Origin of the sequence: Acinetobacter sp. CIP 64.2, from assembly GCF_000369645.1 — a bacterium.
Classification (GTDB): domain Bacteria; phylum Pseudomonadota; class Gammaproteobacteria; order Pseudomonadales; family Moraxellaceae; genus Acinetobacter.
The window spans coordinates 936,625-948,973 of sequence record NZ_KB850122.1 but is presented as its reverse complement, the minus strand read 5'-3'; the positions used below and the strand labels follow the sequence as shown (position 1 = coordinate 948,973).

Below are 12,349 nucleotides of genomic sequence, written 5' to 3'. Positions count from 1 at the left end.
GCGTAGACTGGCATTTTTTTGTCTTTAAAAAGCTAGAATAAATATTATGGAAATGATTGTTGCTGCGGCATGTTGTAGTGTACTTGTCTCGATCTTGCTGAAATATTTGAAAGCGAAAGGATTTGATGTTTTTCAAATGATCGCGTGGAATTATTTGAGCGCCAGTCTTTTATGTTTTTATTGGTTTAAACCTGATATCACGCATATATCTTTAAATAATACCCCATGGTGGTTGATCCTTATTCTTGCGGTGTTATTGCCCAGTATATTTTTATGTTTAGCCAAATCTTTGCAATTTGCAGGCATCCTCAAAACTGAAATTGCGCAACGCTTAGCCGTGATACTGTCGTTATTAGCGGCCTATTTTATTTTTGGCGAACAGTTTAGCCAGTTAAAATTAATAGGTGTAGCACTCGGGATTATTGCGATTTTAGCGATCATTATTGGACAGGCCACAGAGCAAGCAAGTAAAGGCATAAATTTAAAATCAGCCTTGTTTTTGTTGAGTGTCTGGGCCGGTTATGCTGCAGTTGATGTACTACTCAAATATAGCAGTAGCTTAGGTTTGCAGTTCGCAGTCACGCTGAATTTAACATTTATTGTGGCTTTCGTTTTTTCGATTGCGTATATCGCAATTACTCAGCCGAACTGGCAGCCTAAAAACATTTTTATGGGTTTGTTTTTGGGTGTGCTAAATTTCGCCAATATCGCTTTATATGTCAAGGCCCATATGGTTTTTAAAGAAACCCCAGCGATTGTTTTTGCAGGTATGAATATTCTTGTCGTGGTACTTGGCGTGCTTAGTGGTGTAGTAGTATTTAAAGAACGCTTAAAAGCCTATACCTGGATTGGATTGATCTGTGGGGTGGTTGCAGTCCTATGTTTAGCCAAAGCAATGATGTAAAGCGACTTGGTTAAATTTGATGGAAGTAAAATTATGACTAGTAAGAGACTGAGTAAAGAAGAGCGTAGACAACAGTTGTTGCAGGTGGCCCGTTCAATTATTCGCACTCAGGGTGTAGAAGCCCTAACTCTGGGATATTTAGCAGAGCAAGCTGGTATTACTAAGCCAATTACATATCGACACTTTATCGACCGTGAAGGTTTATTGATTTCGATTTATCAAGAGTTTGATGATAAACAGACTGCAGAGCTTAATCGGTCTTTAGCTGCCGAAGCAAAAACCTTACAGCAAACTATTCATATTTTTTGCGAAGCCTATTTAAGTTGTTTTATTTCAACGGGTCCGGAGGTTGGATTGGTGATTGCTGCTTTGTCTGGTAGTGATATCTTGCAAAACTATTTTCAGCAATGTCAGCAAAAATTCACAGAAATTTTTAAACAAAGCATGCGTCCATTTATTCAATTGGATGGAAAAGAGGGTGAGGCGATCGTGATCGCGATCATGGGTCTGATTGAAACGGTATCGACAGCAGCAAGTAAAAATCAAATTGATGCACTGACTGCACAACAGGTGATGGAAAATTCACTTTTAGTTATTTTACAAGATTATTCAGCGACCTAAATACAGGCATCAAGAACTGAGTTGACAGCATAAGTTACTATTGGTAACTTGTGTGAATCATTTATTCGGAATTGATCTATGTCTAATTCAAATAAACTCCAGCATGCTTTGATTGTCATAACACATCCAGATACACGATCACTTTCTCATCAGATTGCACAGCATATTTTCCGTGATTTAACAGAAAAGGGAATTTCAGTAGAAATTGCTGATTTATATAAGGAAGGTTTTCAAGCTGTGATGACGCTTTCTGATATTGAAGCTTATCGTGGTCGTCAAGCTTTGGATGCCGATGTTCAATTTGAACAAGCGCGCTTTGATCGTGCAGATATTGTCTATTTTATTTTTCCTGTGTATTGGTGGTCAGTTCCTGCTTTCTTAAAGGGCTGGATTGAACGTGTATTTTGAACCGTACCGGGTTTGTCGGAGACTTTTTTATTTAAGTTAGGCCACCTGACCTAACGGGTTAATCTTATCATAGTACATTGCTTCAAACTCAAAAGGCGATACATAACCCAGTGCACTGTGTACACGCTTTTTATTGAACCAATCTACCCAGTTTAGTGTCGCAAGTTGTACATCTGCTAAACCTTGCCAATCTGCTTTTAAATATTCAATCACCTCTGTTTTGTATAAGCCATTCACCGTTTCAGCCAGAGCATTATCGTATGAATCACCTGTCGTACCGACTGATGCTCGTAAATTTGCAGCATCTAAACGATTGGTATAGCGAATAGAAAGATATTGAACACCTCTATCGGAATGATGAATCACATTCTTTGGCATGCCTCGATCGTGCAATGCTTGCTCCAATGCATCGAGCACCATATCTGTATTCATCCGTGTAGATACTTTCCATCCAACAATTGCTCGTGAGAACACATCAATAATAAAGGCGGTATAGACCCAGCCTGAATGTGTTTGAATATACGTAAAGTCACTGACCCATAATTGGTCAGGTCGATCAGCACTAAAATTCCGTTTCACTAAATCATCTGCTCGTTTTTGATCATCTCGGCTACGGGTGGTTTGTTTATTCTTACCACGCCAAACACCTTGTATACCTAGCTTTTGCATCAATCGAGCAACTGTACAACGTGCAATAACATAACCCTCACGTTTCAATTTTTGCCAAACTTTACGTACACCATATCGACCTGAACTTTCTTTCCAAATACGTTTGATTTGCTCTGCATGATGTAAATCATGCAGAGCACGTTTCGCTCGATGTTCTGGGTTATCAACGAAATCTAAAGCCCGATAATAGGTCGAAGCTGCAATCGGTAAAATTCTACAAATCGCTTCAACACCATATAACGCCTTATTGTTATGGATAAAATCCACCATTATTTGTGTGGGCGGTCGAGCTCCGCCTGGGCGAAAAAAGCGGCTGCTTTACGTAGAATTTCATTGGCACGTTTTAATTCTTTAATTTCACGTTCCATTTGCTTCATTTTTTCTTGGTCAGATACCTGTTGTACTTTGGCGGGATTTTGTTGATCTAAGTATTTTTGATACCAAACACGAAGTGTTTCAGGAGTACAGCCAATTTTAGGAGCAATTGCGGAAACTGCTGCCCAATTCGATGGATAATCTTTTTCAGATTCAATTAGTAATTGAACCGCTCTTTCTCTAATTTCGGGGGTATAGTTTGGTTTTTTCATCGGAATAGTCTCTCAGAATATTGAGTCTCCGACAAACCCGGTACGGTTCAATTTGGCCTTTTACAGAATTTGGTGCAGTTGCTAGTAGGGGTGATCCTCCTCGAGTAGCCACTCTTCCCCCAAAAGGAACAACACTAATTTCAACAGGAACAGCCAAAAGGACTTCTGCTATTTGTTTTGCATTGCCTTTATCCGATTTAACATACACTTTCGCATTTCCTGTTTTCTCATCGTCATAGACTAACTGTAGTTCTGGGAGTGATTTTTTTAGCTGCTCTCGTTTAGATTCAATATTCTTTAAACGTTGTTCTTTTGTTTTATAATTTTGTTGACTAAAATTAATAGGAGCGGACAATGGTTGTGAATATTGTGTAGCCACTGTTCTGATGTCTGCATCGCTAATATTAAATTGTTTTCTTAAATTAGAATTTCCTTTACTTGAGATAATGCTTTGGACTGCTTGTGAAGTCTTAGGTTTAACCGTTAATGACGTTGGTAAATTTTTAGCATAATTCGCGACATTCACTTTTAAAGCAGAGTCATTTTTACTGTTGTCAAAATACATTCCTTGTAGATCACCTTTTACATTGTTTCTAATATTGGAAATATCAGAAGATGTCCCATGCATAATCAATAATCTTCGTATGGCCTCATCATAAGGTACATCATATGAAGCTGCATAGAATTTTGCATCAATTGCTAAAGCTTCTGCCTCATTTATGAGATTTGAGTCATCTGCGAAAGCAGAGTTGGTCGAAATAATTAACAAAGTGAGAAAAGACATTCTTTTTAGGATCGAAAATTCATCCTGAATTGTGTTGTGTAAATTCAATATAGATGAACATTGTTAAGTTTTTTTAAAATAAAATGAAACTAAAAATTACAGCTATATGATATTGGAAGTAAATTTTATTTAAAGAAATTTATATTAATTTATTGATTTTACTTATATGTCTTGAGTGTTAATAATTCCACTGTTTAAACTCTAATTGATAATTTTCTTGCTCGTTGAGCTCTAAAATCCAAGCTGAATCTGCTCGCCAGTCTCCCAAAACAATACGCTGTTTATTCAGGACATGATGAATCTCTGGACGATGGGTATGACCGTGAATTAAATAATCAACATGTTCAATCACGGATTCGACTGCTTGAGCATTGACATCCATGATGTCATAGCTTTTCAGCTGTTTGGTTTCGCTACTTTTTTTCCGGAAACCATTGGCCAGTTTTTGTCTAAAGCTCAATGGGGTGCGTTTTAATAACCCTAATATTAATGGGTTACGGATCACTTTGCGAAAACGTTGATAAGCAACATCATCGGTACAGAGCGCATCACCATGCTCCAGTCGGAAGGTATGCTGCTGAATCTGTAGGCTATAAACGTCTGGCAATAGAATGCCGTTAAATCGAGATAGGAATTTTTGACCCAAAGCAAAATCCCGGTTACCGACCTGAAAGTAAACTTGGTTGCCTGCATCGGTAAACGCTTGTAAGGCATTGACAATTTCATCTAACCACGGTGCAGTATAATCATCGCCAATCCATGCATTAAACCAGTCTCCTAAGATATAGAGCTGGGTATTTTTATTGTGATATTCATTTAATAAAGCCAAAAACCCTCGAATGAGTCGAGGGTGATCGGGTGACAAGTGTAAATCTGAAATAAACAGGTAGGTCACACTTTTATCCTATTTTATAATCCCTCCCAACCTCCCTTTATAAAGGGAGGAGTTCCCCTCTTTTTTAAAGAGGGGTTAGGGGAGATTTTTATTCAGAGATAATTTTAGCAGACTCAATTACAACGTTTTCTAAAGGAACATCTGCATGATAACCACGGTTGCCTGTACGAACGCCTTTGATTGCTTCTACAATGTCCATACCTTCAACAACTTTACCAAACACGGCATAACCCCAACCTTGCGCTGTTTTACCAGTGTGGTTTAAGAAAGAGTTATTTTTAACGTTGATAAAGAATTGTGCAGATGCTGAGTGAGGAGCTTGAGTACGCGCCATTGCAATCGTGCCTTCATCGTTGCTTAAGCCGTTGTCAGCTTCGTTTTCGATAGAGTCACGAGTTGCTTTCTCTTTGAAGTTTTCATCCATGCCACCGCCTTGGATCATAAAACCATCAATCACGCGGTGAAAAATTACGCCGTCATAGAAACCGTCACGTACATATTCTAAGAAATTTGCAACCGTTTTTGGTGCTTTTTCAGCGTTAAGCTCAAGAACAATACGACCTTTATTGGTATTTAATTCGACTTGAGGAAAACTCATTACATTAATCTCCTAAACATGGGCAAATTGACCATGGGTTTTTGGTTGAGAGAAGCATAAGCAAACTGTAAACTACAAGGCAAGTAAAAAACGTTAAAATCTTTCATAAAAAGCAAAGATTGCGTTTTTATTTCCCATTTTTAACTGTAAGAAGTGATTTACACCCTATGAAGCCAAATGATGTTGTTTCTGAACTGCCGAAGACCCCGACACCGAATACTCATGCCTCTGTCGATGCTGCGCAGCAAGAACAACAGGCAGGCTTAGACTTTGTACGTCAAGTGATTACAGATGACTTAAAAGAAGGCCGTACCCAAAAAGTGGTGACACGTTTCCCACCTGAGCCAAATGGTTATCTACATATTGGTCACGTGAAAGCGATTTGTCTCAACTTTGGTATTGCTGAAGAATTCGAAGGTTTATGTAATTTACGATTCGACGACACAAATCCGGATGCCGAAGAACAAGAGTACGTTGATGGTATTGCCAATGATGTGAAATGGTTAGGTTTTAACTGGAATGGTGAGCCACGTTATGCATCAGGTTATTTCGATCAACTTTATGCATGGGCTGTCCAATTGATTGAACAAGGTGATGCTTATGTTGATTTGCAAACACCAGAAGAAATTAAGTTGAACCGTGGTAATTTCGTTGAGCCAGGTAAAAACTCACCTTATCGTGATGCGACTGTTACAGAAAATCTTGCGCGTTTTGAACAAATGCGTAATGGTGAAATTCAAGAGGGGGGCGCTGTACTTCGTGCCAAAATTGATATGACCAGCCCGAATGTACATATGCGTGATCCGATTCTTTATCGCGTCCTGCATTCAGAGCATCACCAAACTGGTGATAAGTGGAAAATGTACCCAATGTATGACTATGCGCATCCATTGTCAGATGCGATTGAAGGCATTACGCATTCTTTATGTACACTGGAATTCCAGGATCATCGTCCATTCTATGACTGGATTGTCGAGAAAGTTCACTCGCAAGCCGTTCCGCGTCAGTACGAGTCTTCGCGTTTAAATGTTGATTATACGATTACTTCTAAACGTAAATTGCGTAAATTGGTTGAAGGCAATTATGTACAAGGCTGGGATGATCCACGTATGCCAACTGTTGTTGGTATGCGCCGTCGTGGTTTTACTGCGGAAGGCCTACGTGATTTCTGTAAGCGTGTTGGTGTTTCTAAAACAGATGGTATTGTTGATGTGGCAATGCTTGAGTTCTGTATTCGTCAATCTTTGGAAAATACCGCTGCACGCGGGATGGCGGTACTTAATCCACTTAAAGTAACGCTAACGAACTTGCCAGAAGAAATGGATCTCACGCATGCGCGTCATCCAAACGTGGATATGGGCGAACGTATCATTCCTTTGACACGTGAACTTTATATTGATCGTAAAGATTTTGAAGAAGTACCACCAAAAGGTTTCAAGCGCTTGATTCCTGAGGGTGAAGTGCGTTTACGCCATGCTTATGTGATCAAATGTGATGAAGTGATTAAAGATGCCAATGGTGAAGTGATCGAGCTTAAATGTTCAATCGACCCTGAAACTTTGGGTAAAAATCCCGAAGGCCGTAAGGTAAAAGGCGTGATTCATTGGGTATCAGCTAGTCAAGGTGTACCTGCAGAAGTTCGTATTTATGATCGTTTATTTACCGAAGCGGCACCAGATGCGGATGATGATTTCTTGGCACATCTAAATCCTGAATCCTTAAAAGTAGTACAAGCGGTGATTGAACCTGCTTTAGCACAAGCGAAATCCGAGGATCGTTTCCAGTTTGAACGTGAAGGTTACTTTGTTGCGGATCAATATGATCATCAAGCTGACAAACCCGTGTTTAACCGTATCCTTGATTTAAAGGATAGTTTTAAAGCAGATAAAAAGTAATTAAAAAAAGGGCCTAATACTTTATTAGGCCCTTTCAATTTAGATCTGCGTAGAACTGTAATGATTGAGTTACTTAAAACCTAAAGTAAAGTTCTATGCAGTTGGATTAATATGATAAAAGTAAATTATCATCGCAATTAATAAAAAAATAGCAGCCATGAGATAAGTGTTAACTGTATGAAAACTTTTAATAAACTTTAAAATATCCATTTTCCCGACTCAAAAAATATAACTAAGTACTGTATTAATTAATATACATTTCATTAAATATTGTAACTAACTGCACTTTTTTTTCAATATTTTAGTCATCAAAATTTAATATTTATTTCTTTTAAGAATAATTATTGTTTTTTTAAAGATTTGTTTCTTCAGGTTTTTCTACCGTCTCAATTTATTGAGTCGGTAGAATGAATTACGGGTTTGGCATGCAGATTTTAGCCTCAATCTAGATGAGAAAGAAAATGGCTCATAATTTGGGCAATTTTATTCTCTAACTGTGCCGCATAGACCTGATTATCTTGTCTTAATTGAGGAATTGATAAACCTGCATGGCGTATTTCACAGGTATGTCCAATCAGCCATTTCTCAAAACTTTGCCCAACCACCTCAAGATGAAATTGTAAGGCGAGAATATTATTGCCAACAGAAAAGGCCTGATTTGGATAAATTGCAGAACTTGCCAATAAAGTTGCATTTGGGGGCAAATCAAAAGTGTCCCCATGCCAGTGCAATACTTCCACATTTTCCAGTGCGGCTAAAGGATTCTGCTCAACAGCCTTAATTTCCAATTGGCTCCAACCGATTTCTTTCTGATGTCCTGCATAGACTTTTGCACCCAATGCATGTGCGATGAGTTGTGCACCTAAGCAAATGCCAATGGTCGGCTTGTTGGCTTTTAAGCGTTGTTTTAAGCCTTCAATTTCATTGACTAGAAAAGGATAGTCCTCGGTTTCATAGACGCCGATGGGGCCGCCAAGAATTACCGTTAGCCCTTCATAGTTTAGTGCAGGACTCAGGTCATCGACACCCGCTTCGAAATAACGGACACGGAAGCCGAACTGATAAAAAACATCTTCTAAAGAGCCGAGATCTTCAAAAGCAAGATGTTGAATGGCATAAACAGTTTTGAGATGAGCGGCGAGGGTCATGACCGAGTACCGATGAATAAAAATTATTTTGTATCTTAAATCATTTTTAAGACCGATGTCTTGATCTTATGTACTTTGGACAGTACTGAAAATAAGGCTGACCAAGTGTTGTATCGTTAAAAAAGCAATTTGCGTTGATGATGTTCCTCAACCACTGGTACCACATGTTCATCCTTCAAATCAACGCCAGAAAGCCCCAGCCGTTTGGAGTTATGCATTAAGGCCAGTAAGCGTTGGGTAGCAATCGGAATACTTAATCCTGCGGGACGAATATTGGAAATACAGTTGCGTTGCGAATCCAGGCAGCCACTGAAGGCATCGAATGTGTAATAGAGGCCCATACTGTCAGGTGAACTGAGACCAGGACGCTCACCAATCAGCATAATCAACATACGTGCCTGAAAAATTTCAGCAATTTCATCACCCAACGCAACACGACTGCCTGTGGCAATCACAATAGGCGCTAAAGACCACTGTTGTTCTGCAAAAGGTTGGATCAGTGCCTGTATGAAAGGCAGCGCATTTTCTTCAATGGCGCGAGCCGATAAACCATCACCAATCACGATGCAGACATCATAATCCTGCTGATCTTGTTGCATCTGCTGAAGCTGTTGCGTCGAATCGGTTGAAAGTAATCTTCCTAAATCAGGCCGCTTCAAATACAGCTCTTTATGTTCTGCCTGACTTTGTACATGGATAGGATTAAGCCCCAATTGTTGTAATTGCTCAGTGAGTAATTCAACATTTAAGCACTGGAAAACCGCATCTTTGGCCTGAGCATGACTGAGTTGAAAATCCAGTAAAGCGCGGGTTGGGATGCTGCAACCTGTGCGCCCAATGGCAATCCGCGCATCAGTAAACTGTTTCAGGGTTTCCCATTGGTCTTGATGTGTTTGGGCTGGAAATTGAATGTCTTTTGAAAGTTTCATCAAACTCTCCTCAATGCATCAATAATCTAGAGAATTGAGCAGGCATCTGTTTTGCCCAATGAATATGCTGTTGTTGCTGTTTTAAAATACCTTGCTGTTCTAACCAAGATGCAAACTCAGGCGCAGGCTGTAGTCCGAGTAATTGTCTGAGATAAAGTGCATCATGAAAGGAAGTGGTTTGATAATTCAGCATCACATCATCTGAACCCGGAATGCCCATAATAAAATTAATGCCTGCTGTACCAAATAGGGTCAGCAGCACATCCATATCGTTTTGGTCGGCATCGGCATGATTGGTATAGCAAATATCACAGCCCATTGGCAGACCGAGCAGTTTGCCACAGAAATGATCTTCCAGACCTGCCCGGATAATTTGTTTGCCATCATAGAGATATTCAGGGCCAATGAAACCGACCACGGTATTGACCAATAAGGGATTGTATTTGCGTGCCACTGCATAGGCGCGCGCTTCAATGGTCTGCTGATCAACGCCATGATGCGCATTGCTGGATAGGGCGCTGCCTTGACCTGTTTCAAAGTACATCACATTGTTGCCAAGCGTACCTCGGTTTAAAGCCAGCGTCGCTTCATAGCCTTCTTGCAGCATGGCAAGCGAAATACCGAAACCTTCATTGGCTTTCTGTGTGCCTGCGATGGATTGAAACATCAGGTCAATTGGAACATTTTTTTCTGCCAGTTGAATGCCTGAACTGATATGGGTCAGAACGCAAGACTGGGTCGGGATTTGATATTCCTGAATGACATGATCGATCAGTTTTAACAGTTCAGATAAATTATGCAGATTGTCAGTTGCAGGATTAATTCCGATCACGGCATCTCCATTGCCATACATTAAACCATCCAAAATACTGGCGGAAATACCCAGTACATCATCGGTGGGATGATTGGGTTGTAAACGCGTGGATAAATGTCCTTTTAAACCGATGGTATTGCGAAATTGGGTAATGACCTCACATTTGCTTGCGACATAAATCAGATCTTGATTGCGCATGATTTTACTCACAGCGGCAACCATTTCAGGGGTTAATCCTGCTGCAAGCTGTTGCAGTTTTTCGGTGGTAGCATCCTCGCTGAGCAACCAATTACGGAAATCGCCAACCGTAAAATGCGCAATCGGCGCAAACAGATCAGCGCGATGTTCATCAATAATCAGACGGGTAATTTCATCGCTTTCGTAATCGACCACGGTTTCATTTAAAAAGTTTTTTAAAGGCACATCTGCCAGGGTGATTTGTGCTGCAACTCGTTCAGTTGCATCCTGTGCCGCAACACCTGCCAGTTGATCGCCAGAACGTAAAGGGGTGGCTTTTGCCATCAAGGTTTTAAGATCAGCAAATTGATAGTGTTGTTGGGCCACGATTTGACGGTAACGCATGCGCTTCTCCTTAATCTTCCTGATTATTGCTTTTCATCTGCGGTGATCTGTGCAAATTCTTCTTCTGGCGTTCCTTGGATGAGTTGATGACGGCTATAAAATATAAAATAAGCAATAAAGACCATATAAATGCCTGCTGCAATACACCACACTTTAGGATTGACTAGAAACCCTGCGACAACTGCAATCGCTGCCAGAATCAAGGCAATACTTGAAGTGAAAATACCGCCAGGTGTTTTATAGGGACGGTGCATTAAAGGTCGAGATACGCGCAGTTTAATATGCGAGAGCATCATCAATACATAAGAAATGGTTGCACCGAAGACTGCAATTAAAATCAGTAGGTCACCTTCTTTAGTTAAGGACAACAAGAATCCGATTATGCCGGGAATAATGATGGCTAAATAAGGGGCGTGATTTTTATTGGTTAATGACAGCGAGGTAGGTAAATAGCCAGCACGGGAGAGGGCGAAAATTTGACGTGAATACGCATAGATAATTGAAAAGAAACTGGCGATGAGCCCAGCAAGACCGACAAAATTAACAAAGTTGGCCAACCAAGTACCTTGTCCATAGACTTTGACAAGGGCATCGACCAAAGGCGCACTGGAGTTTTGTAAAGTACTAGCACCAGCTGCACCTGCACCTAAAAATAGAATCAGTAGGGCAAAGGCGGTTAAAATCAGCATGGCACCCATCAATCCGCGTGGCAGTGATTTGGCAGGATCTTTGGCTTCTTCTGCGGCTAAGGGTACACCTTCAACAGCCAAGAAAAACCAGATCGCATAGGGAACAGCGGCCCAAATGCCTAAATAGCCATAGGGTAAAAAGCTGCTTGCGCCAAATTGTTGTCCTGCAGGAATATCAAACAGATTTTGCGAATTAAAATGCGGCAACATCGCAACAATAAAAACAGCCAGTGCGATTGCCGCAACTAAGGTGATGGCAAACATAATTTTAAGGGCTTCACCTGCACCTTTCAGGTGGATGCCCATAAAAATGAGATAACAGGCTAAATAAACCTGCCAGCCACCTATACCGAATAACGATTCACAATAGGCCCCAATGAAGGTCGCGATGGCGGCAGGAGCAATCGCATATTCAATCAGAATTGCGGTACCTGTTAAATAGCCACCGAGTGGGCCAAATGCGATACGGGCAAAACTATAACCGCCACCTGCTGTTGGCAGCATGGTCGCCATTTCGGACATAGCAAGGCATAGGCACAGATACATCACGGCAACGACTGCGGTGGCAACAAACATGCCACCCCAACCACCTTGTGCAATACCGAAATTCCAGCCAGCAAAGTCACCTGAAATAACATAGGCGACACCTAGACCGATCAGCAATAACCAGCCCACGGCACCTTGTTTAAGTTTTCTCTGGGCAAAATAATCTTCGGAAGAGGTTGTCGATGCTGAAAGTACAGAAAGTGGTTCTTGATTGTTCATACAAAGCTCCGTGTATGGTTCTCATCAGCAAGATGCAAAAGCAATGCCGATGTTGCACATC

The 12,349-nt window shown here is 40.6% G+C and carries 11 protein-coding genes, 1 pseudogene and 1 other annotated feature; of the genes and pseudogenes, 4 read left to right on the top strand and 8 right to left on the bottom strand.

What is annotated here, in order from left to right; translation table 11 throughout:
• The first annotated feature begins 46 nt into the window (after positions 1 to 46).
• The 3 genes and pseudogenes from F895_RS06695 to F895_RS06705 all read left to right on the top strand — a co-directional run.
• Positions 47 to 904 carry an EamA family transporter gene (locus F895_RS06695; RefSeq protein WP_005242303.1) on the top strand — a complete coding sequence of 286 codons (858 nt, stop codon included), beginning with the start codon at positions 47 to 49 and terminating at the stop codon, positions 902 to 904.
• Between the two features lie 33 nt (positions 905 to 937).
• Positions 938 to 1,525 (top strand): TetR/AcrR family transcriptional regulator, encoded by a 588-nt coding sequence (locus tag F895_RS06700; RefSeq protein WP_005242302.1) that lies wholly within the window; start codon positions 938 to 940, stop codon positions 1,523 to 1,525.
• Positions 1,526 to 1,603: 78 nt separating this feature from the next.
• A pseudogene (locus tag F895_RS06705) lies at positions 1,604 to 1,930 on the top strand (NAD(P)H-dependent oxidoreductase); the annotation flags it as partial.
• Between the two features lie 39 nt (positions 1,931 to 1,969).
• On the opposite strand, the gene F895_RS06710 reads toward F895_RS06705, so the two are convergent.
• The 4 genes from F895_RS06710 to F895_RS06730 form a co-directional block, all read right to left on the bottom strand.
• Positions 1,970 to 3,189, bottom strand: a protein-coding gene (locus F895_RS06710) for an IS3 family transposase (RefSeq protein ID WP_107114716.1) whose coding sequence is annotated in 2 segments (ribosomal slippage) — positions 1,970 to 2,913 and positions 2,913 to 3,189 — 1,221 coding nt in all. Because the reading frame shifts where the segments join, the coding sequence is not laid out codon by codon here.
• Positions 2,798 to 2,914: a sequence feature (AL1L pseudoknot), on the bottom strand. It overlaps the preceding gene by 117 nt.
• On the bottom strand, positions 3,158 to 3,973 hold the full coding sequence (locus F895_RS06720; RefSeq protein ID WP_005242297.1) for a hypothetical protein: 816 nt from the start codon (positions 3,971 to 3,973) through the stop codon (positions 3,158 to 3,160). Before F895_RS06720 ends, F895_RS06710 begins: the two co-directional genes overlap by 32 nt.
• A gap of 178 nt (positions 3,974 to 4,151) precedes the next feature.
• Positions 4,152 to 4,868: a UDP-2,3-diacylglucosamine diphosphatase gene (locus tag F895_RS06725; RefSeq protein ID WP_005242295.1), complete on the bottom strand. Its 717-nt coding sequence runs from the start codon at positions 4,866 to 4,868 to the stop codon at positions 4,152 to 4,154.
• A gap of 88 nt (positions 4,869 to 4,956) precedes the next feature.
• The gene (locus F895_RS06730; protein ID WP_004654349.1) at positions 4,957 to 5,466 is read right to left on the bottom strand and encodes a peptidylprolyl isomerase; all 510 of its coding nucleotides are present in this window, start codon (positions 5,464 to 5,466) and stop codon (positions 4,957 to 4,959) included.
• Positions 5,467 to 5,633: 167 nt separating this feature from the next.
• Between F895_RS06730 and F895_RS06735 the strand changes: the two genes are divergently transcribed.
• On the top strand, positions 5,634 to 7,361 hold the full coding sequence (locus F895_RS06735) for a glutamine--tRNA ligase/YqeY domain fusion protein (protein ID WP_005242293.1): 1,728 nt from the start codon (positions 5,634 to 5,636) through the stop codon (positions 7,359 to 7,361).
• Positions 7,362 to 7,801: 440 nt separating this feature from the next.
• On the opposite strand, the gene F895_RS06740 is transcribed toward F895_RS06735, so the two are convergent.
• From F895_RS06740 to eat, 4 genes are all read right to left on the bottom strand, one after another.
• Complete coding sequence (locus F895_RS06740; protein WP_005242289.1) at positions 7,802 to 8,509, bottom strand: glutamine amidotransferase; 708 nt, start codon at positions 8,507 to 8,509, stop codon at positions 7,802 to 7,804.
• Between the two features lie 116 nt (positions 8,510 to 8,625).
• Positions 8,626 to 9,438, bottom strand: coding sequence for an ethanolamine ammonia-lyase subunit EutC (gene eutC / locus F895_RS06745; protein ID WP_005242287.1), 813 nt, complete (start codon positions 9,436 to 9,438; stop codon positions 8,626 to 8,628).
• A gap of 10 nt (positions 9,439 to 9,448) precedes the next feature.
• Positions 9,449 to 10,834: an ethanolamine ammonia-lyase subunit EutB gene (locus F895_RS06750; protein ID WP_005242286.1), complete on the bottom strand. Its 1,386-nt coding sequence runs from the start codon at positions 10,832 to 10,834 to the stop codon at positions 9,449 to 9,451.
• 23 nt (positions 10,835 to 10,857) lie between these two features.
• Positions 10,858 to 12,288, bottom strand: coding sequence for an ethanolamine permease (eat, locus tag F895_RS06755; RefSeq protein ID WP_005242285.1), 1,431 nt, complete (start codon positions 12,286 to 12,288; stop codon positions 10,858 to 10,860).
• Between the last annotated feature and the right edge of the window lie 61 nt (positions 12,289 to 12,349).